We start from the raw sequence: 22684 nt of genomic DNA on the forward strand, positions 1-22684 counted from the left end.
TTTTCAAGCGATGAAAAGGTTTTTGACGATTTTTCCTCAGTTACGGAACGTACATTTAACAAAGGATGTAGGAATGATTCCGTATTTTTTGCAACGGGAACAGCATTATGACTGCACAATTGCGTGTTTCGGATATGATCAGTACCCTTATCTGGAACAGGAAGTACAGGGTTTGAAGCTGAAGGTAATAAAAAGACTTTTTAAAAGTGATTTTCTAAATTTGGTTTTATTTATTTTTTCGGAACATAAAAAATACGATGTGTTGCAGATGTATCATTATTCGCGGGACACATTGCTATTACTATATCTGTTCAAGGCACTGGGGCTGTTTCGAAAAAAGACTTATCTTAAACTCGATGCGGACGATCGTATCAGGAGCTTTAAATTCGGAAGTGGACCAAGTGGTTTGATTGCTCGTTTTCTGTTTCGTTCGATTTCCCTTGTAAGTATAGAGTCTAAACCGCTTCACGAATATTTAAATAATGACAACCACTTGGGAAGAAAAATTACCTATATTCCTAATGGTTTTCATCATAAAAACGGGGAACACGTCCGCGTGGATTATGGCGAAAAATCTAATTTAATTGTTTCCGTTGGACGTTTGGGCTCAAGGCAAAAGGCCACAGAGCTTGTCTGCGAAGCATTTACGAAGTTTGTTATATCTCAACCGGACTGGATATTGATGTTAATAGGAACAGAGGAGCCTGTATTCAGCCAATATTTGGATGACTTGATGTTTAAGCACCCTTTTTTGCATAAAAAGATAAAGCGCTTAAATGAGGTCACGGATCGAAACCTTCTAATGTCATATTACAAACAGGCGAAAATGCTGGTACTGCCTTCTCGCTGGGAAGGATTTCCATTGGTTTATGTGGAAGCTATTTCTTCTGGATGCTACGTTATTACAACACCTGTTTCAGCTGGTTTGGACGTCACAAGAAACGGTGAACTAGGGGTGATTGTACCTTTTGATAGTGTCGATGAAATAGCTTATGCAATGCTTGACTATGCTGCCAACGAATCCCATATGCGGACAATCAGTAGTAACATACAGAACTATGCTTATCAACAATTTTGGTGGCCTCGAATAGTAGAAAAGATAAGTGAAGCGCTTTATTGATGATTGACGTGCAAGTTTCCATTATTATTGTTAATTACAACACCACAGCACTGACTTTACAGTGTATTAAAAGTATCCGTAAAATGGTGCTGGGTATACGCTATGAAATCATTGTCGTCGACAATCATTCATCAGAGGGAGCTGTTGCACTACTGGCGTCAAGAAAAGATATCACGTTTATACGTAATGGTGAAAATCTGGGGTTCGGCCGTGGTAATAATAAAGGGGCTGAATGCGCAAAGGGAAAATATTTCTTTTTCGTCAACTCGGATACGTATTTTGTAAACGATGCGGCGACCATTTTACACACATTCATGGAAGAAAAGGGAAATGAACGCGTAGGGTGTTGCGGTGGAATGCTTCTGACGTCGGATGGCAAAAAACAAGCTTCTTATGGAAATTTTCCTTCGGTCTTCGGAGTACTTTCGGAAATCGGCCTGTATCGGCTTTACCGGAAGCGGTTTACCGACCGCCTGTCGATTGCTGTGAAGGACGGGGCGGTGCATGTAAAAGAAGTTGATTACATTACAGGAGCGGATTTTTTTGTCAGATCAGCCGTTTTCCGACAAGTGGGTGGCTTTGACCCGGATTTCTTTTTATATTTTGAAGAGACGGAGCTGGCGTGGCGCATCCGTCATGCCGGCTTTATGTCCATGTGGGTTCCCGCAGCCCGGATAGTGCATCTGGAGGGAGGATCAACAACGGACACATCGGGTAAATGGCCGTTGCAAAAAATACGATTCTTTACTCAAAGCCGGTATTTATACTTTCGGAAAACAACAGGGAGGTGGGCATTGCTCGCGGTAAAAATGCTGCTTTCTTTTCAAGCATTAATGCGGTGGATATATCGCCGTGAAAGATATTACTTCGATGTATTTCGTATAATTGTAACCTCTTAAACATCGAGTTATTTGTAAGGGTGGTTTGGTATGAAGAAAATCTTAGTTGTATTTGGTACAAGGCCTGAGGCCATTAAGCTGGCTCCTTTGATCAAAGCCATCCAGCAGCGAAATACCGATTTTTTGCTGGAAATATGTGTAACCGCTCAACATCGCTATATGCTCGACCAAGTACTCTCTTTTTTTGAGATTGTTCCGGACTATGACTTGGATTTGATGCGCGATAAACCCAATCTCTTTACCCTTACCGCGACAGTACTGGTTAGGATGAAAGAAGTGCTTGAAGCCAGTAAGCCGGATTACGTATTGGTTCATGGGGATACCACGACTTCCATGGTCGCGTCATTGGCTGCTTATTACGAGCAGATTTCAGTATGCCACGTGGAAGCTGGGCTTCGGACGCACAACCCATATGCTCCGTTTCCCGAGGAAATAAACAGGCAGTTGACGGGACGGATCGCTCAGCTGCATTTTGCACCCACGCTGAAAGCCAAGGAGAACCTGATGCGCGAGGGGATAGATGAGACCTTGATCCATGTGACGGGCAATACGGTCATTGATGCTTTGAATTGGGCAAGGGTGAGGCTTGAAGGTTATCACGATGAAGAAATCGAAGTGATGCAACGTGCCGTCGGCAACGCCGGCAAAGTGATACTGGTCACCGCCCACCGGCGGGAAAACCACGGCAAGGGCATTGTGGATATCTGCGTTGCGCTGCGAGAGATCGCGTTGCGCGACGATGTGCTCATTGTCTTTCCTGTGCACCTGAACCCCGAGGTGCGCAATCCTGTGTCTGAGTTATTGGGTAACCTGTCCAACGTGCTATTGGTTGATCCGCTTGGATATCCAGCCTTCACTTGGCTTATGCTGCGGTCTTACCTTATCATTACGGACAGCGGCGGTATCCAAGAAGAAGCCCCGAGCTTGGGGAAACCCGTTTTGGTTATGCGGGAGGTTTCTGAGCGCCCAGAAGCGATAGCAGCAGGCGTGGTTAAATTGGTGGGTACGCAATCGGACCACATCATTAAAGAGGTGATGTCGCTTTTGGATGACCATGACGAATTCAGGCGGATGGCTGCCGGAAGCAGCCCTTATGGCGACGGGCATAGTGCCGAGCGAATAGTGAATATTTTGCTAGACAACTGATGAGGGTATTGTTTTTAGCTAATTTCCCGGCAACGGAAGCCTTATCGGAAGGCATGTCCCAGCGTATGGCGGCTGTTGACGAACAGTACGAGGAATACGAACGGGCGTACCTGTTTGTCTCTCATCGCTTGTTTTGGTTTAAAGAACGCTACAAAGTAAAAAGGGGCGCCTTGCAGTATCACTGCAACTTGTTCAGGCATTTTTTTTTCATCCATAAGCTGCTGAAAAAGGCCGACGTGATTTATATTCATTCCGTGATTAACCTGTTACCTTTGTTGCCGGTTTGGCTGATTACCAGAAAGCATGCGAAAGTGATTTTGGATGCGCATGGCGTGGTCCCCGAGGAGCACCTGCTTGCTGGGAAGCGATGGAAAGGCAAACTATATGGACTTAGTGAAAAAGTGCTGTTTGACAATGTGGATACGGTTATAACGGTTTCGGAAGCCATGAAGCGCCATTTTCAGGTAAAGTATCCGGTATCACGTGCTCGTTATATACTGTACCGCATATTGCCCGTCAATATCGTTCAGGACGACTATGAGTTGGAAGACCACCATGAACCGCCCATCCGGGTGGTATATAGTGGAAATACGCAGAAGTGGCAGCATATCGAACTGATGATATCCATTATCAAAGAGAACCTTTCCGAGCGGATCAGGTACGATATCCTTACAGGCGATCTGGAGCAAATGAGAGGATACTTGCGTGATGCTGGCTTGGATTCAGCGCACAACGTCCATGTTGCTAAAGTCTCTCCCCAAGAGTTAAAAAGTTATTATAAGCTTGCGCACTATGGATTCGTTTTGCGCGATGAGATTGTCGTAAATCGCGTTGCGTGCCCCACGAAACTCGTTGAGTACCTTTATTATGGCATCATTCCGATTGTCAAATCTCCATCGATAGGGGATTTCATGGAGACCGGGTACGAGTTTTTGGAAAGCTCCTCGTTCTCCCCAGAAGTGAAAGCGAGGAAAAGTGCCAAAAATCATGCGATCATCAAGCGTTGGCTCGCGGCAGATCAAGCGTTGGATGTCAAAAAACTGATGGGCCGATGAGTAGGGTGAATGTTGATATTTTAATGGCTACGTATAACGGTAGCGAGTACCTGTCTGAACAGCTCGATTCCCTATTGAAACAGTCGTATCGAAGTTGGCGGCTTTTGGTGCATGATGATGGTTCTTCCGATGACACGGTACGTATCGTGCAAAATTACCAAAGAATGGACCGTCGGGTACAACTTTTATCTGACGGTGTACGTGGACTAGGAGCGGCAGGTAATTATATGCATCTATTGAAATATACAAATGCGCCGCTTTGTATGTTCTGTGATCAAGATGATGTTTGGTTTGATGATAAGGTGAGCAGGCTGGTTGCCGCGATAAGCAACGAACAGGGGCCTGCGGCCGCTTACGCCAACGCTTTTTTTTACGAAAGTGGAAGGCTGACAAGAAAAACCATAGACATCCATCCCTCCAGCTTAAAAAATATGTTGTTCATGAATTCTGGTATACAGGGCTGTTCATTGATCGTAAACCGACAACTGATCGAGTTGGTCAGGCCGTTTGATGGAACGGTCGCTATGCACGATCATCTACTCACGCTTGCTTCGGTCGCCTTTGGAAAACTGATTTATCTGGATGAAGTGCTGATGTTATATCGCCAACATGAAAAGAATGCTACCGCCGATCATCAAACAGGATTGTCCGGTCGTGTGCGCTCGTTCCTCTCGCGGAACAAGCAGGTTATCGATCGAAGGCATTTTGAAGCAAACCGGTCTTTTTTTGATTATTTTTTCCTCCGGCTTTCGCCGCAAGCCAGGCAGCTTTTTGAAGCTTATTTTCGTTATGCCTTGTGCCCATCTGTATTCGGTCGGCTATGGCTTGTGTGGAAACACGGATTCCAGTTGGGCAACCGGAAGGGACTTTTGTCCATGAAGACATTGATGAGGCAAGCTATCGATTGATGCAAAACCGATAACATTATGGCAGTGGTGTCCATTACCGTGTTTACGCCGACCTACAATAGGTGCAATTACCTGAGTAGGCTTTATGCTAGCCTGAAACTGCAAGCTCGGTTTTTGCACGAATGGCTTATTGTGGACGATGGAAGCAACGATGGCACCGCAGCTCTTGTCAACGACTTTATCTCAGAGGGCGCCTTGTCGATATCATACCATTATCAAGCGAACGCGGGTAAACATCGGGCGATCAATAAGGGCGTGCAACTGGCAAAAGGTGCGTTGTTTTTTATTGTGGATAGCGATGACTACCTGCCGGGGCATGCATTGATGGAAATATCCAGCCGATGGTCGGCTGTGCTGCAAAAGCCGAATCCGAAAGAGTACGCCGGTATTTGCGGGTTGCGTATCGATGAAAATGGTGCGGTAGTCGGAGGAAAGGTTGACTATGATGTCCTTGATACGACAACAGTAGATTACCGCTACCGTCGCGGTTATCAGGGTGATAAGGCAGAAGTATACCGGACGGATATATTACGTGCTTATCCGTTTCCCGACATTGAGGGCGAGAAATTCTGCACCGAAGCGTTGGTCTGGAACCGCATTGCAGCGTCATATCGATTGGTATTTTTCAATAAAGGTATATACGTGGGTAACTATCTGGCAGACGGCTTGAGTGCGAAGTCATTCCGGCTGCGTAAAACAAACCCTCAATACGCATCGCTATACTATGCCGAATTTCTCAACAACGAGCAGATACCCTGCGTACACCGCCTTAAGTCAGCGGTCAACTTCTGGAGATTTGCGGTTTATGATCAAAAGCATACCTTTAGGCATAAGCGGAAAATGGTCAAACAGCAGTGGACGATGGTTTTTCTGCCATTATGCTACACGCTGTGTCTCATTGACCGATTAAAAAGTAAATCCGGATAGATTGGATGACGCCATACTACGCAATCGTGATAACCACATTCTTGCTAAGCGTGTTTGACCTAGTGAGAAGCCATGCTATTCGATTTTCTGTATATGTAGGGTATTGCATCGTGTTGGTGTTGTTCGTTGGATTACGGTCTGTTGGGGTTGATAATGACAGTGTAAACTATGAGGAAGCCTTTAGCTTGGCGGCAAGTTTACCATGGTCGGATTTGATAACAGGCAACTACGATGAAACCATGGAGCGCGGATACCTGGTGTTGAATAAAGTGATTCACTCATTGGGGGGTGGGATCCGTACCGTGTTTTTGCTAATGGCGATACTGACCGGACTGGTTAACTACACATTAATCTATAAAAAAAGCCCGTTTCCTTTTGCATCCCTTTTGTTGTATGTCTGCTTTTTTTACTTTTATCGGGATTTTACGCAAATTCGCTTCGCTCTATCTGCGGGGCTGGGCTTATGGGCGCTGTTCAGGTTGACGGAAGGCAAATACTGGAGCTTCGCTGTCTTAGTGCTGGTTGGCGCTGGCTTTCATAGTGCGGTGTTAATCGTGCCTTTTGTCAGTTTGTTTTATGTGTTGATAAAGAGCCTCTGGTTTTATTTTGTGTTGCCGCTTTTGGGCGTATTAGGGGGGCTCTTTAATCCTGTCATGATTCTTTTTAGCTTAGGAGGATTGCCGCCGACGCTTGCGCAGTATGTCGAATTTGATGAGTTGGGTAAAGGGGGATATGTCCCTTCCATTATTGCGCAGGTGTTTATGGCTGGTATGATGATTTTTAGGCGAAGGTTGCTGAATTATCACCCTAAAAAGGTAATCGATTATATGTTTATCGCGCTATCGCTTGCTTCGTTTATCAATTTGTTGTTTATTTCATTTGCCATTATGCAGCGATTAGCGTTGCTGTTGTTTGGTGCTATTTTATTCAGCATGCCTTATGTGTGCAAAATGTTGGAATCAGATAGGTCTGAAAAGTTTTTAGCGTTATTTTTACGGGCGATTTTTATGTTATACGTTTTGTATTATGGGTTGAAGATGGTCAATCCCAATCTGATGCAGCCCTATTCAATTTTGTAAGGCGGGATGGGAGCCGGTGTTAAGGGAAGTTCGATGCCAATGTCATGTAAACGCAAGTTGGTTTATATTATTCATGGGATCGCTATTGGCGGGGCAGAGACGGCGTTGGTGACTGCTTTACCTGACTTGGATAAATATTTTGACCTACGTGTGTATGTGTTGGGAGGCGGGCAGGAGCATCAGTTGCTTCAATCGTTGGACGCGCCATTAAGGGACAAAATGAGGTTCTGCAACATACCGGTTTACGCATTGCCATTCTATTTGCCTGTGCTCTATATGAGGATGCGCAAATTTAATCCGGATATTGTGATTAGCTCTTTATGGAGATCTGCGATTGTAGGGAGTTTTTACCGGGTTTTCAACAGGCAATCCAACTACTTTATGCTGTTGCATAGTGACAATTTTTTCCATTGGGCTGACCGCATCTTCAGCAAACTGGGCTTGCGCTTGAGTGACGCCGTTTTCGTGGATTCGCATGCAACAGCGTCTTTGGCTAAGCGGGTTTTAGGAGACACAGCAGCGATCAACGTGCTTTCTTACCTGACAACGATATCTCCAAGCGATATTAAGGGACGTGATTTTACGGGGCCGAAGCATTTTTTTTTCATAGGTCGGCTTCACGCGATAAAGCGGGTGCCGCTGGCTGTCAAAGCAATTGCTTGGCTTCGCAAAAACGGGGTGGATGCAACCTTGCGGATATATGGACGGGATGACGGTGACCAGTCGGCTGTTGAAGAAGCTATTGACGCATGTGGTTTGAGGGGATATGTCTCCATTGAAGGTGAGATCGGTTTTACAGAGAAGTGGAAACTTTATGGTTGTCACCATTATTACATGCAGTTAAGCGCGCAAGAGGGCATGGCGATGAGCGTGGCGGAGGCGATGCAGCAGGGAATGGTATGCTTCGTTACACCTGTTGGTGGTGTCGCTCAATACGCGGTTGATGGGCACTCCGCGGTGTTTGCTGACACAGGCGATAGCCAAGCGTGGGATCGTTCATTGCGTAATCTGTTAGCGGTGTTACGAGATCGCGTAAAGTGCGAAGCCATCTCCAGCAACGCGTATCAGACATTCAAGGGGGCGCCAGTATTTTCTGATTCGCTGATTGCTGCTATTAATTTATATATAAAAAAATGAATGGCCGGTAAGATCTGCTTGGTTTCGAATACGGGTTGGAGTTTTGTGAGATTTCGTATTGATGTCATCAAGTCGCTGGTGGCAGCGGGGTATGAAGTTTTGTTGTTAATGCCTGCAGACGCATTTGCCAGGCAGCTAGCATCTTTGGGTGCAAAGGTTGTACTTTTGCAATCATTGTATCCAAAGGGGCTTAACCCTGTAAAGGATATCATGCTCTATCGCGAGTTCAAGCGTATATACCGGGAAGAAAAGCCTGATTTAATTATCCAATATACGATTAAACCAAACATCTACAGTACTTGGGCAGCAAAGCGATACGGCATTCCCACCATTGCCGTGATCACCGGTCTAGGGTATGCATTTATTAATAAGGGAGTCGTGACAGCGATAGCTAAGCAACTTTACCGCCTGACGTTGCGAAAAACCGAGCGGGTTTGGTTTCTCAATCGGGACGACTTGGATTTTTTTGTCTCGCATGGGTTGGTCGATCACCGAAGGGCGTTTCGGATCCCCGGAGAGGGAGTGAACTGCGTCGATACCTTTAATCCAGAGTTGTTCTTGCCGGCTGCCGACCGCGGTGTGTTTCGGTTCTTGTTTGTCGGTAGGCTGCTTTACGACAAGGGTATAGCTGAGTTTGTGGAGGCTGCAAAACGAATCAAACGTGCATATCCTGATACCGTTTTTTTGGTTTTGGGTTATCTGAATGTTGAAAATCCCGCGGCAGTACAAGAGACGCGCCTGAACGAATGGATTGGGGACGGGTGGATACGTTACCTTGGCGCCGTCGACGATGTCCGGTCTGTTTTGGTTGATTGCGATTGTGTGGTATTACCGTCCTACAGGGAAGGTATGTCGACCACGCTGCAAGAAAGTGCTGCTATGGGTAAGCCTCTCATAGCTAGCGACATACCTGGGTGTAAGGAGTTGATAGATGATGGGGATAATGGATATTTGTGCCGAGTAAAAGACGTAGACAGCTTGACCGCCTGTATGGAGCGTATGATTAATTTATCTCAGGACATGCGAAGATCAATGGGACAGAAGGGTAGGGACAAGATGATCAAAGAATATTCCGTTGACCGGATCATTTCCATCTACAATGCAACGATAACCGAAATCCTAGGTGAAAAAAAGTAGGAAAGGCATGTTTTTTGATTACTTTTGCGTGCAAAAGTTGCGTAAAGTGGAAACCACGGTCTATACATAACCTATTATTTATGCAAAGTTACGGGCGGTTTGTCGCTAAGTCCCTTATTTTTTTTATTGTTTTTATCATCGCAATAGGCCCGTTTTCTTTAAACGGCCAAGTCCTGCCTGTTGGCTCGCAGGTACTTGAAGATCGCTACAGACGAGATCAATTGTTGGGACTCGTCGATTCAACCATCTCATTCACTATACGGCCTTTAACGGCGGCCGCTTTGCAGCGTGCGGATGTTTTTGATCCCGACAGTTCATTGGGTAATAGTAGCATCATCTATACTATGCCGGATAACCATGGCTATGTGCAACTCCTGCCCGCCAGCTTCCTATACCGGAACAATACGGAATATCCATATGGTTGGAACGATGGAAATATGATCCCTGCAGCGGGCGGGCAATCGAAACTTTCGGCAGGTATATTTGCTAAATATCGCTTCCTGACCGTGCAATTCCAACCCGAGGTGATCATAGCAAGTAACAATCGTTACGATGAGCTTGCCGCGTCGCCCGGATACGGCTGGCACTGGTACTATACGTTCGGTAATCGCATTGATATGCCTGAGTATTTTGGCAAAGGACCGTACTCGCGAGCATTTATGGGGCAAAGCAGCGTCCGGGCGAATTTTGATCCGGTATCTATTGGCTTGTCGACCGAAAACCTATGGTGGGGGCCTGGAATACGGAACGCTTTGCTGATGAGCAATACGGCGCCAGGGTTTCCTCACCTGACGATCAATACAACGAAGCCGGTTTCCACGGCGATTGGGTCTTTCGAAGGGCAGTTCGTGGTTGGAAAGCTGAGGTCATCGGGATATCCGCCATCGTACACGGAAGAAAGTAGGCATCACGAGCTGTTTTATGTGGAAAAGCCCGATGTGGATCGGTCCTTCTCCGGATTGATTGCGAGCTATCAACCCCGATGGATAAAAGGATTGTCGTTAGGCTGGATAACCACCAAGGTAGTCAATAGGCCCGATGTGAACGGCTTGAGGGATTTTTTACCTTTCGTGAAACCTGAAGCGCGCGATGTCGCTTATTTGGATGCTGGCAATGGGGCTGAGCGGACGAGCCAGGACTATAGTATCGACTATAATTCGATCTTTTTCCGCTGGGCGATGCCCGCTGGGATGCTCGAACTTTATGGCGAATACGGGAGAAGCCTAAGGCCGCATGATGGGAGGGACAGAATGGTGCAGGCGGCGCATTCCCGAGGGTATGTACTTGGATTCAGGAAACTCTTGCCGTCAAACTGGATAAAAGCCGGGGACCTCTTCCAACTTGGGGCCGAAATAACGCAACTGGCATTCAACTCCAGTTATTTTTTGAATGACAGCCCGACTCCGACCTGGTACACCCATCATGTTGTCAGGGATGGGTATACCCATCGCGGCCAGGTGTTGGGTGCGGGTATTGGACCTGGCAGCAACATACAGTCGGTACAGGTATCGTGGCTGCGGGGGTTTAAACAAGTAGGGCTTCAATTTGAGCGATTCGTACAAAAGGAAGACTTTTTTTATAGCTACGGACATGTAAACGATTTGAGGAGACAATGGGTCGACTTGGGCGTGCGGGCATATGCTGATTGGGATTTTGATCGTTTGATCGCTTCGGCGGGGCTTCAGTACACCCATGCATACAACTATCGGTTTGAGTTTTATATGCCACCGGGTAATACGTTCTGGGAGTTTGACCCCCAAGACAAGACCAATATAACGATTCAGATTGGATTGTCTTACAGGTTTTAACACTAAACTGTTGCTGCTAAACCATCGTTCAAATAGGAAAACTGATAGGCGGCCAGCTTTAAACGGAATTAATGGGCGATTGTAGGCAAAGTAAAAAAAAAACGTTTTATTTGCGATAAATTAGAAGCGGTGGGTTTTATTGCATGTTAACTTTTCAGAACAAGAGGTAGATGAAGTATCGGTTTTTTTATGCTATCAGTATTCTTTTATTGGTTTGCCTAGGAATATTTGGGGGCGGGAGTTACGGTCAGTCGATAAACTCATCAGATTTATCGAATGTTCGTGTCGACGATTTGTCGGATGAACAGATCCGGGCTTATCTGAGACAAGCCGAGTCTTCTGGGTTGAGCGAAAGCCAAATGGAGCGGTTGGCATTGGAGCGGGGTATGCCGCCCGCGGAAATTCAAAAGCTAAGGGAGCGGATAGAGCGGTTGGACGGGCCCGCGACGGGGGCGTCAAGTTCGCCGACGCCGATGAGAGATACAGAACGCCAATTGGCCGACTCGTTATCGCCGCCAATGAGCAGCGATACACTGAATTTGGATTCACTGGCCGCAATCGATAAAGCAGCCCGAAATCTCCACTTAAAAGTATTTGGTGCTTCATTGTTTCAAGATGTTACGCCTGTATTTGAACCTAATTTGCGTATCGCTACTCCCCAAAATTACGTGATAGGTCCGGGCGATCAGATCTTGATTGATATTTATGGAAAGTCCGAAGACGGGCATGCCCTGACAGTTACTCCAGAAGGAGTCATCAATATTCCATATATCGGTGTAGTTTCTGTGGCCGGGATGACCATTGAACAAGCAACGGCGCGGATCACCAAGCAATTGTCCGAAGTTTATTCGGCTATCCGTACCGGAGAGACGAAAGTGAACGTCGCATTAGGTAATATTCGTAGCATTCAGGTGACCGTCACCGGTGAGGTAGTCCAACCCGGTTCATATACCTTGCCTTCCGTTGCGACGGCGTTTAACGCATTATATTGGTCAGGGGGACCTACCAACAACGGATCGTTCCGGAAAATCGATATCATCAGAAATGGAAGAGTAGTCGCGACATTGGATATTTATGATGTGCTGATCAATGGCTTTTTTTCGGAGAATATCCGATTAGAGGACCAGGATATCATTATGGTACCACCATATCAAAACAGGGTAGAAATGCGCGGAGAGGTGAAACGGCCTGCTATATTTGAATTGAAAGAGGGGGAGACGTTCGATAGGCTCCTCGCCTATGCAGGAGATTTCACCGAAAATGCTTATCGCGCACGAATCAAGGTCACAAAGCGGACAGATCGGGAGCAACGGATTGAAGATTTGCTGAGCAGTCAGTTCTCACATTATGAACCAAAAACGGGTGACCGATTCAAGATAGAGCGCATATTGGACCGATTCGAAAACCGCGTAACTATCAAGGGAGCGGTATTTCGACCGGGAGAATATGAACTTAGTCCTGGGTTGACATTATCTATGTTGATCAAGAAAGCTGATGGGTTAAAAGAAGACGCATTTCTGAACCGAGGGTATATATTACGACTAAAGGATGATTTCCAGATGGAGCAACTTTCATTCAGCGTGTCGGGAGTTTTAGCCGGGACAACGGCTGACGTTGAGTTGAAGCGGGAAGACATTGTTACGGTCTCCTCCATATTTGATCTGCGCGAAGCCTACCTCGTGGAGATAGATGGTGAAGTTCGCACACCCGGACAATTTGATTATGCAGAAGGGATGACGTTGAAAGACCTAATCATGCAGGCGGGAGGATTTAGAGAAAGTGCGACGGGAAGCCGAATTGAGGTGTCTAGACGAGTTACAAACGCAGACGCACTTTCTCAATCTGCTCAGGTCGCAGAGGTTTTTCAGGTGTCTGCAGATAAGGGGCTACGGAAAGAAGATGCGGACTTCGTGCTAATGCCGTTCGATAAAGTGGTAGTCCGGACTGCTGCGGGATACGAAACACAGAAAACAGTGCGGATCGAGGGAGAAGTGCTGTATCCAGGCTTGTACACGATAACCCGCAAGGATGAGCGTATTTCCGATATCATCAAACGCGCGGGGGGCTTTACACCTTTTGCTTATGTGGAAGGAGCATCGTTAAAACGGGACAGAAATTTAAGCAGTACCAAGACGGCCGAGACAAACGCAGAAAAAGCAGAACGGGAACTGCAGAAACAAGACGAATATAATCGATTGCTTGCCCTGAAGCAATTGCAGAGTGATGCTAGTGTAATTAATGATGCAAGTATAAGTAGGAATATCAACAATGACTTTGTTGGTATCAACCTTGAGCGGATCATCAGGCAGCCAGGAGATCGCGGCGACTTAATTTTAGAAGATGGAGATGTAATTCGAGTGCCTAAGGAGTTGCAAACGGTCAAGATATCGGGGGAAGTATTGGCCCCTTCCACAGCAGTGTATGCTCCGACCAAAAGCTTTAAACAGTACATTTCGCAAGCGGGTGGGTTTTCTTCTAGAGCATTGCGAAAAAGCTCTTATGTATTATACGCTAACGGGTCAGTGAAGAGCACAAACAGATTTTTGTTTTTTAATAATTACCCGCCGATCAAGCCAGGGGCAGAAATTTTTGTGCCACAAAAGGAGGTGAAGGAGCCGATGAGCCCTCAGCAGTGGTTAGGATTAGGGACAGGCGTTGCTTCCCTTGCTGCGATCATTATGACGATGCTGCGTTAATTTTATGAACTAAGATAAAATATGGCTGACCATAGTAACAAAACTATCCAAGAGCACGATGACGAAATCAGCTTGAAAGAGCTGATTATGAAGATGCAAGAATGGATACGATATTTTTTAGGCAAATGGTGGCTTATTGTAATTGTTGGGATACTAGGAGGCGCTGTGGGCCTTTTGTATGCGATTAGCAAAAAAATTAGCTATACGGCTACGCTCAACTTTGTTATGGAGGAGCAAAGTTCTTCGCGGAACAGCCTTGGGTCTGCTGCGGGTATTGCCGCTCAATTTGGACTCAACTTAGGAGGGCTTGGTAGTTCGGGTGGTTTTTTCCAGGGAGACAACATTATTGAATTTCTTAAATCACGCTCCATGATCAACAAGACCTTGCTCACCGAAGTGGAGATTAAGGGCGAAAAGGAGTTATTGGTCAACCGGTTTGTCGATTACAATGGACTACGTAAAAAATGGGCTGAAAAAGAACACTTGCAAAGAATCCAGTTTAAGGATACAACAGGAGTGTATTTGCAAGACAGTTTGATGTTTCAATTTTATAAGTCTATTTTAAAAAATAACTTGACTATTGATAAACCGGATAAGAAGCTGAATATTATTGCTATCAACATGGAGACGCCTGACGAGGAGTTCTCGAAAGCGTTCGTGGAGACGCTCATTGCAAACGCATCGGATTTTTACATCAAGACAAGGACACAGAAGGCACAGGAAAACCTTGCTATACTGACACATCAAGTAGATTCTGTGCGGCGTGAACTTAATGAAGCTATTGGAGGCGTAGCTGCTGCTACAGATGCCAACCCCAGCCCCAACCGGGCTTTCCAGAGTCTCCGCGTCGGTTCACAGCGACGCACGGTGGATGTTCAGGCGAATACGGCGATATTAACCGAACTAGTAAAGAACCAAGAACTCGCAAAGATTACTCTTCGCAATGAAAAGCCCGTCATTCAGGTATTGGACAGACCTATTCTTCCTCTTGAAAATAATAGGCTTGGAATGGTAAGAGCCATTGTTATCGGTGGTTTTCTCGGCGGATTTATCACTTGCTTGGTTTTGCTAATCCGGCGGATTTACCGCCAAATTATGGAAGCGGATCCTTCATGATGGTATGGCCCATCCTGTCACGTTTTGCACGCAAATACCGCTCGTTAAAGGGGTTAGCTTCAATTTCGATAGGGACGTTCTCTACAATTTCCAATCCATAACCAATCAGGCCGGCTCGTTTCGTTGGATTGTTACTCATAAGCCGCATTTTCGTGACGCCCAAGTCTCTTAATATTTGGGCACCAATGCCGTAGTCTCTATGATCAGGTTTGAAACCGAGCTCTAGGTTGGCGTCTACTGTATCAAGCCCGTTTTCCTGCAGATTATAAGCATGCAATTTGTTAATAAGGCCGATACCCCGACCTTCTTGATTCATGTAGACGACCACCCCTCTTCCTTCTTCTTCGATCATCTGCATGGCCCGGTGCAACTGAGGGCCGCAATCGCAGCGGCATGAGCCGAATATGTCGCCCGTCACGCATGAACTGTGCACCCGCACCAAGATCGGTTCTTCGGGAGCCCACTCGCCTTTATATATGGCTATGTGTTGTTCGCCTGTGTTCTTTTGGGTATAGGCCATCAGGTTAAATTGCCCCCATTGTGTAGGCAGATTTACAGAAACTTCCCTGGTAATAAGCGTGTCCTTAGTCAGCCTGTATTCAATAAGGTCCTTGATGGAAACGATTTTCAGATCAAAATGTTCAGCCACCCGAATAAGGTCAGGCAGGCGGGCCATTTCACCGTCTTCTTTGAGTATTTCGACCAAGACGCCCGCTGGCTCAAAACCCGCGAGTCTGGCTAGATCTATCGCAGCTTCCGTATGTCCGGCGCGGCGCAATACGCCGCCATCTTTAGCGATGAGGGGAAATACATGCCCCGGGCGGCCGAACTCTTCCGGTTTAATCTCTGGATTTATGAGTGCTTTAATCGTTTTTGATCGATCTGACGCTGAAATACCCGTTGTGCATCCGTAACCTTGTAAATCTACTGAAACCGTAAAGTTTGTTTCATAAACAGCCGTATTGTTGCCGACCATAAGATTGAGATCGAGTTCTTTGCACCGCTCTTCTGTCAGCGGCACACATACCAGCCCTCGGCCATGCGTAGCCATGAAATTGATAATTTCAGGGGTGACGTTGCGTGCTGCGGTAACAAAGTCCCCTTCGTTTTCACGGTCCTCATCATCGACTACGATGACCACCTTTCCTGCTTTTACGTCTGTGATCGCTTCCTCTATTGTATTTAGCGTGATGCTCATTTGGCCTCCTTTGACTGGGTGCAAAAGTAAGTTACTTACGACGATAATGTATAATCGTCATGTAAAGATTTGGAAGGTGGATGTTGTATGGTATTCCGTTTCTTGATACCTAGCTTAGCCTTTATCCGGGTGATTATCTTTTCTGCTTTTAAACGGTACTGCTCGATATCAAACAGCGCTGAGTCTGTAGCCGCTTTATAAGCCAGGAAAATAGCCAATGGGGATAAGACGAAAATAGCCATCCACATTCCCCAAAATGCATCTATGTTCCCTTCTTTTGCCGACTTCTCACTCACCGTTGAGATAATGTGGTAGATGAGGAAGAAGATGATGGCCACGACAACAGGTAGGCCCAGTCCCCCTTTCCGGATAATCGCGCCTAACGGCGCTCCTATGCAGAACAGTAACAGGCAGGAAACAGCCAAGGTGAATTTGCGCTGAAACTCGATCCTGTAGCGGATGTCTTTGTCTCGGTAAAACCCGTCTTCATTAGCTTTGATGTTGAGTACGTCTTTTATGTACCGGACTTGGTTCAACGCGTTGTTGACCGCGGTATTACGCTTATCACTCGGGATGATTTCTATGAAGCTTTTTGCGACCGGGGCCGGAGCGGATAGGGCAATCGTACTGTCTTTTGGCTTATAATAGTCACTGAAAAAGTAGTAATAGGATTGTGTCTCCCTAAACACCGTATTTCGAAGACTATCCATCTGCAAAGCATTGGAGTCTGTATAATGTTTCAGCTGTTTCAGGTTGAGCATCATGTGATGGCTTTTGAACAGGTTTTCATCTGTGCGTTTCATTTGGAACGCTGACATGTCAAATTTCTGCTCGGTCTCTTCAAAGTGAAATCTCGTGAACTGTTGGCGTGTATTGTATACTTTGGCATTTCTTGCCCTGCTGTCCTCATAGCGGACGCCATCCTTGAGTTTCAGGATCATGGTGTTATTGTCTGGGGAATTATAAATATACCCTTCTTTGGCCAGTAACACATTGTTGGCCGTATTGCTTGATTTATGGTCGTAAATCATCAGGTCATACAAAATTTTCCCGTCTTTACTTTTCCCTTTTGCCCGAATGGAGTATCCGGGTATGGTGTTATTGAAAATACCGGGTTTGATAAGAAAGTCCGCTTGTTTAATGCGGACATCATAGAGCAAAGCGCCCATTTTCAGGTTAACAACCGGGAGGATGTAATCACTGAATAGGAAGGCGCCTCCGCTGAATAACCCGACCAGCACAAACAGCGGCATCATAGCTTTCCGGAGAGAGATACCTGCGGCTTTGATTGCTACAAGTTCATAGCTTTCCCCCAGGTTGCCGAATGTCATAATGGAAGAAAGCAGCATGGAAAGCGGCATGGCCATCGATATCTGTACCGCCGACTGGTAAGCCAGCAATTCCAAAATGACATACCACTCAAACCCCTTTCCTATCAAGTCATCAATGTATTTGAAAAGGAATAGCATCAGCAAGACAAACATCACAATGAAGAATGTGACGATGAATGGCCTGATAAATGACTTAAGAATAAGAAGATGGATTTTTTTCATCAATACGCACCCCGTGCAACCTTACCTACAAAGGTAAGGTTTTTTAGGCACCAATTACGCTTTGAAGGTATTCAATTTGGTTGTTCCAGATCAACTTACGGTCATTGAGGTTTTCCACTTGCGCGAAGTCGGTAATCGCAAGAGCGACGTCATTGGTCAATTCATCCTGCACGATTTCCATTTCAAAGTGGTAAGGCTCGTCATCGAGCCATTTGTATTTTACAAGCTTGTTTTCTTTAAGGCTGATCAGCTTTGCGGCATGCTGCTCATCGTCCCAACTGAACTCATATATCCCGTCTTTGTAGGTGACATCATCTGCAAACCACTGCGCTAAAGCATTAGGTTCATGCAAAAAAGAAAAAAGGATTTTTGGGGAAGACTTGATTTCGTATTCTAATTGAAATTTTACTTTTTCTACCATGCCGCGTTATGCTAGTTGTTGCGCTTACTGCTTTGTGAACTTTTTTTCTAAAGAAAAGGAAAATAAACTATATTTGCAAACTAATTTTCAGGCGGGGTAGCTCAGATGGTTAGAGCGTTGGATTCATAACCCAAAGGTCGGCAGTTCGATCCTGCTCCCCGCTACTTACAGCAGCCGAGGGAGAGGGGGTACCTCTCCCTCGGCGTTTTTGTTGTGTATATGCTACCTTTGTGACGAGCGCTTTTCCTGTTTGATCAACGCACTTGAAGTTCGTTGGCAAGCTGAATTGGTGTTAGTCAGATCAGATATAATCACCCGAACAGCCGTTTGTAAAGCGGATGTTTCTATTTGACTTAATATAACTTAACCGAGTTATTATTTTTTGTGTATTTTTAGGCGCCATAGGATGCATCTGCAAAATAGCGGCATCTTAAAAGCACAAAGTCTTGACACATGACCATATAGGATAAATATGACCAATCAACGGCAAGAAACAATCGACTATAAACCTATTTTCTTTCGCTTAAGACACGAAAACGAACGGCAGGCTTTTGACGAACTTTTGCGCCAGAACCCGGAGATAAGACTCTACGACACGATTAAAGAACAATTGGGGGAGCTCGCTAGGATATCCTTCCCTGGGCGTACATTGAGTGAACATGAGCTGAACGCACTAATATTCGACTGGACAAAAGGCTTTCCATTGGAAACGTATGGTGTTTGGGTGTATTTTCCATGGAATCGAAATTGTGTGCATCTTCTCGAAAAGGAGGAATTCGTGAAATTACGTACCAATCGGAATGTCTATAAAATCGATTTTGATCAAGTCGATATACTGCGCACAAAGAAGATAGGCATAATCGGTTTGTCCGTGGGTCAGAGCATAGCGTTGACAATGGCTATGGAGCGAGTATGTGGCGAAATCAGACTCGCTGATTTCGATGAGATCGAACTGAGCAATATGAATAGGATACGTGTAGGTGTGCAGGACCTTGGGGTGAATAAAGCGATCGTTGCGGCAAGGCAGATTGCCGAAATGGACCCGTTTATAAACGTAGTTTGCTATACCTTGGGTGTCAATGATGGTAACATTGATGATTTTTTTCAAAAAGACGGAAAGATTGACGTGTTGGTGGAAGAGTGTGACAGTATCGATGTAAAGATATTCAGCAGACTGAAGGCGCGCTCACTGAATGTGCCTGTGGTAATGGACACCAATGATAGGGGAATGCTGGATGTTGAGCGGTTTGACCGGGAGCCTGATAGACCGATATTGCATGGCACGGTTGAAGATTTGGAACGATTGCCAACCGAGCAATTAGTCCAAAAGTTGAGAAACTTAACCATCGGCGAAAAGGTTAATTATCTTTCAAATATCATTGGGATACAAAATGTCTCTAAGGAGATGTTGAGATCTTTGGAGGAACTCAACAAAACAATCGTTGGCTGGCCGCAGCTTGCATCTGCAGTTGTGTTGGGCGGAGCAATGGTGACAGATACTTGCAGAAGAATTTTATTGGGGGAACCCGTGCCATCAGGGAGATATTTTGTTGATTTCGAAGAATTAATCAGAGATCCAGCATCTTATTAAATGATTCAAATAAGAACTTTCAGGGCTCCCGACGATCCTCAGGCTTGCGAAAAGTTTATTGTTGGACATCGGAAATTATTAGAAATATTCGGAATTACGAAAATCACATCCAACAGGCAAGATTGGGTAGATGACAACGATACCATTGTCATATTGGTTGAGGACAAAGATACAAAGGCGGTTTATGGAGGAGCAAGGGTTCAAGTGGTCAGTGACAAGTACCCTTTGCCTATAGTAACAGCCATTGGCAAGTACGACGGCAGGATCTACGACATGATAACGCGCGATAAAGAGCGGGGTGGGACGTGCGAGATTTGTGGTCTTTGGAATTCGAGGGAAGTGGCCGGGATGGGCATAGGGAGTTACATCCTTTCTAGGGTGGGCGTAGCCATTACTAAACAACTTCCAGTTGTCAGTTTATTCGTCTTGTGCGCTCCGATTACGGTGAAAATGGGATTGCGGCTGGGCTGCATAGTCGAAAAAGAATTGGGGAACGATGGATTGTTTTACTATCCGAAAGACGACCTCGTTGCTACGGTAATGCGGCTAAAAGATGTCGATGATTTGTCTTTGGCTACGGAGGTAGAACGGGAGAAAATTCTTTCTTTAAGAAGGGATCCGCATCAATTTATAGTAGAAAGAGGTCCAAAAGGAGAGTTTGAGGTAGAATATAATCTAAAAATTCCTAATCCTAACTTATGAAGCAGACTTACCACCTGAGTTTAGTTTTGGTAGTGCTGATGTTATTGCCGGTGTTTGGGCAGGGACGCACCGATGATAGTGTCATTGTTTTCAATGATGCAGGTGCTCTTTTTAATATCGTTGAGAATGTTTTTATTTATCAAGATTCGACAGGTAAGCGGGGTATAGATCAGGTAAAGGAGTTTTTTTTTGAAAAATACAAAACGGGAATTCCCAATATCGGATTTACCAATTCAACAGTATGGTTGAAGTTGTACCTAAAAAACACCAGCGAAGATAGCGAACTATATCTGACGGTTCGGCAACCCTCTATAGATAGTATCTGTCTTTACCATGCTGATGTGGTAGCGGAGCGAATATGCTTGGGTGAAACCCAGCCCTACAGCGCCCGGGTCGTAGATAACCCTGCGTATATTTTTCCACTTACCTTAAAAGCCGGAGAGGTACAAGTCTACTATTTAAGTATTGTGTCGAAGGATCAGATACAACTACCGATGTTATTGGGGACGGCTGAAACAGTTTTCGAAGAATATTCCCAAAACAATTTATTGTTCGGTATTTATATAGGCATTGTCTTGGTGATGATGGTCTATAACCTTTTTGTAGCACTTACCGTCAGGGACATAGTCTATTTATATTACATTATTTACATCTTCTTTGTAGGGTTGACGCAGGCATTCTTTCAGGGATACGCGTTTAAATACCTTTGGCCCAACAGTATTTGGCTTGCAAGTAACGGTTCTGTGATTATCCCGTTTTTGTCAGGCATATCAACAATTCTATTCATCAAGCCATTTTTGCAAATTCGGCGATTTGTTCCCAAGCACAGTTTGGGGCTCAACTTGTTGATTTTACTGTATACGATAAGCCTGGTCTTGGGACTGGCAGGATATTATCATATCAGTATACTATTATTGCAACTTATCGCCTCTTGCGGCTCTGTTTATGTGATTATAATTGCGTTTATCATTAGAAGGAAGGGATACCGCCCGGCATTCTTTTTCTTGATCGCCTTCAGCATCTTTCTGTTGAGTGTCGTGCTGTTTGTGCTTAGAAACTTCAATCTTATCCCGTACAATGCATTAACATCCTATATCTTGGAGATCGGGTCTGTCTTCCAGATTGTTCTTCTCTCATTTGCATTGGCAGATAAGATAAACATATATCGAAAAGAGAAAGAGGATTCGCAACTTAAGACGATAGCGATTGCTAAAGAAAATGAAAAGTTAATTCGTGAGCAGAACATTGTACTTGAGCAACGTGTAGAAGAGCGCACGCACGCGTTGCAGGAATCTAACAACACGCTGCAGGAAACCTTGGCCCATTTGAAGGACGCTCAGGCACAGCTTGTGGAGGCAGAAAAGATGGCTTCACTCGGACAGTTGACGGCTGGAGTTGCCCATGAAATCAACAATCCCATCAATTTCGTGACATCAAATGTTGCGCCTTTGAAGCGTGATGTCAACATGGTATGGGATGCGATTGCTGAAATCGAGGCTATAGCACTTTCTGATTTGCCCATTTCGGTCAAGGAACGGCGTATCAGTGAATATAAAGAAGAAATGGATATCGAGTATCTCAAAACTGAGATAGAGTTTCTATTGAAGGGTATGCATGAAGGGGCGAGCAGGACGGCCGAGATCGTTAAAAGCCTCCGTATATTCTCACGTGTAGACGAAAATTCGTTGAAGTTCGCAGACATCAATGAGGGATTAGACTCGACATTGGTGATCTTAAATAGTATCGTCCGCGAGGGAGTGCAAGTGGTGAAGCGATATGCTGACTTGCCATTGATCGAGTGTTATCCCGGGAAACTGAATCAAGTGTTTTTGAACATTATCACCAATGCGATTTATGCCGTCAATAAAAAGTTTGAAGGAAGTCCGGGCGGTACATTGGAGATAGAAACCAAGGCGGATCAAACAAACGTCTATATATCGATAAAAGACAACGGGATTGGAATGCCCGAGGAGGTGCGTGAAAAAGTATTTGATCCGTTCTTTACGACCAAAGAGGTCGGAGAAGGGACGGGTTTAGGCATGTCTATTGCCTACAATACGATACGAAAGCATCAGGGCGAGATCAAGATTGAATCGCAAATCGGCATAGGAACCGAATTTATATTGATCATTCCGCTTAGACAGCATACTGATAAATAGATATTCGTTATTAATCATTTTATGTTAACTTT

18 protein-coding genes and 1 tRNA gene are annotated in these 22684 nt (G+C 45.3%); 16 read left to right on the top strand and 3 right to left on the bottom strand.

Annotated features, from left to right (window positions below; all coding sequences use genetic code 11):
- The first annotated feature begins 10 nt into the window (after positions 1–10).
- The 12 genes from ACFOET_RS16350 (at position 11) to ACFOET_RS16405 (ending at position 15028) form a co-directional block, all read left to right on the top strand.
- Positions 11–1120: a glycosyltransferase family 4 protein gene (locus tag ACFOET_RS16350; RefSeq protein ID WP_379024609.1), complete on the top strand. Its 1110-nt coding sequence runs from the start codon at positions 11–13 to the stop codon at positions 1118–1120.
- Positions 1120–2019, top strand: coding sequence for a glycosyltransferase family 2 protein (locus tag ACFOET_RS16355; RefSeq protein WP_379024611.1), 900 nt, complete (start codon positions 1120–1122; stop codon positions 2017–2019). The genes ACFOET_RS16350 and ACFOET_RS16355 overlap by 1 nt, the downstream gene beginning before the upstream one ends.
- A gap of 30 nt (positions 2020–2049) precedes the next feature.
- Positions 2050–3165, top strand: coding sequence for a non-hydrolyzing UDP-N-acetylglucosamine 2-epimerase (gene wecB, locus ACFOET_RS16360; RefSeq protein ID WP_379024613.1), 1116 nt, complete (start codon positions 2050–2052; stop codon positions 3163–3165).
- Entirely contained in the window at positions 3165–4220 is a 1056-nt protein-coding gene (locus ACFOET_RS16365; RefSeq protein ID WP_379024614.1) for a glycosyltransferase, read from the top strand. Before wecB ends, ACFOET_RS16365 begins: the two co-directional genes overlap by 1 nt.
- Entirely contained in the window at positions 4217–5128 is a 912-nt protein-coding gene (locus tag ACFOET_RS16370; RefSeq protein ID WP_379024616.1) for a glycosyltransferase family 2 protein, read from the top strand. Before ACFOET_RS16365 ends, ACFOET_RS16370 begins: the two co-directional genes overlap by 4 nt.
- A gap of 18 nt (positions 5129–5146) precedes the next feature.
- Complete coding sequence (locus ACFOET_RS16375; RefSeq protein WP_379024618.1) at positions 5147–6055, top strand: glycosyltransferase family 2 protein; 909 nt, start codon at positions 5147–5149, stop codon at positions 6053–6055.
- Positions 6056–6060: 5 nt separating this feature from the next.
- Positions 6061–7134: an EpsG family protein gene (locus ACFOET_RS16380; protein ID WP_379024620.1), complete on the top strand. Its 1074-nt coding sequence runs from the start codon at positions 6061–6063 to the stop codon at positions 7132–7134.
- A gap of 57 nt (positions 7135–7191) precedes the next feature.
- Positions 7192–8271 (top strand): glycosyltransferase family 4 protein, encoded by a 1080-nt coding sequence (locus ACFOET_RS16385; RefSeq protein WP_379024622.1) that lies wholly within the window; start codon positions 7192–7194, stop codon positions 8269–8271.
- A complete protein-coding gene (locus ACFOET_RS16390) occupies positions 8272–9408 on the top strand; it encodes a glycosyltransferase family 4 protein (RefSeq protein ID WP_379024624.1) in 1137 nt (378 codons plus the stop codon).
- Between the two features lie 80 nt (positions 9409–9488).
- Positions 9489–11216 (top strand): capsule assembly Wzi family protein, encoded by a 1728-nt coding sequence (locus tag ACFOET_RS16395; protein ID WP_379024626.1) that lies wholly within the window; start codon positions 9489–9491, stop codon positions 11214–11216.
- 170 nt (positions 11217–11386) lie between these two features.
- Positions 11387–13912, top strand: a complete 2526-nt coding sequence (locus ACFOET_RS16400) for an SLBB domain-containing protein (protein WP_379024628.1) — start codon at positions 11387–11389, stop codon at positions 13910–13912.
- Positions 13913–13984: 72 nt separating this feature from the next.
- The gene (locus ACFOET_RS16405) at positions 13985–15028 is read left to right on the top strand and encodes a GumC domain-containing protein (protein ID WP_379024630.1); all 1044 of its coding nucleotides are present in this window, start codon (positions 13985–13987) and stop codon (positions 15026–15028) included.
- Here ACFOET_RS16405 and ACFOET_RS16410 read toward each other — a convergent pair.
- From ACFOET_RS16410 to ACFOET_RS16420, 3 genes are read right to left on the bottom strand one after another with little or no spacing between them, the layout of a single operon-like run.
- Positions 15006–16226 (bottom strand): bifunctional 3,4-dihydroxy-2-butanone-4-phosphate synthase/GTP cyclohydrolase II, encoded by a 1221-nt coding sequence (locus ACFOET_RS16410; RefSeq protein ID WP_379024632.1) that lies wholly within the window; start codon positions 16224–16226, stop codon positions 15006–15008. The two genes, ACFOET_RS16405 and ACFOET_RS16410, sit on opposite strands and share 23 nt — an antisense overlap.
- Before the next feature lie 35 nt (positions 16227–16261).
- Positions 16262–17779, bottom strand: a complete 1518-nt coding sequence (locus ACFOET_RS16415; protein WP_379024634.1) for an LptF/LptG family permease — start codon at positions 17777–17779, stop codon at positions 16262–16264.
- A 43-nt stretch (positions 17780–17822) separates the two neighbouring features.
- Positions 17823–18200 carry an START-like domain-containing protein gene (locus ACFOET_RS16420; RefSeq protein ID WP_379024636.1) on the bottom strand — a complete coding sequence of 126 codons (378 nt, stop codon included), beginning with the start codon at positions 18198–18200 and terminating at the stop codon, positions 17823–17825.
- Between the two features lie 90 nt (positions 18201–18290).
- Here ACFOET_RS16420 and ACFOET_RS16425 point away from each other — a divergent pair.
- The 4 genes from ACFOET_RS16425 (at position 18291) to ACFOET_RS16440 (ending at position 22652) form a co-directional block, all read left to right on the top strand.
- Positions 18291–18364 (top strand) — tRNA-Met (locus tag ACFOET_RS16425).
- Between the two features lie 308 nt (positions 18365–18672).
- Positions 18673–19791: a ThiF family adenylyltransferase gene (locus ACFOET_RS16430; protein WP_379024638.1), complete on the top strand. Its 1119-nt coding sequence runs from the start codon at positions 18673–18675 to the stop codon at positions 19789–19791.
- A complete protein-coding gene (locus ACFOET_RS16435) occupies positions 19792–20493 on the top strand; it encodes a hypothetical protein (protein WP_379024640.1) in 702 nt (233 codons plus the stop codon).
- Positions 20490–22652: a sensor histidine kinase gene (locus tag ACFOET_RS16440; protein ID WP_379024642.1), complete on the top strand. Its 2163-nt coding sequence runs from the start codon at positions 20490–20492 to the stop codon at positions 22650–22652. Before ACFOET_RS16435 ends, ACFOET_RS16440 begins: the two co-directional genes overlap by 4 nt.
- The last annotated feature ends 32 nt before the right edge of the window (positions 22653–22684 follow it).

Origin of the sequence: Parapedobacter deserti (assembly GCF_042646065.1) — a bacterium.
Taxonomy (GTDB): Bacteria; Bacteroidota; Bacteroidia; order Sphingobacteriales; family Sphingobacteriaceae; genus Parapedobacter; species Parapedobacter deserti.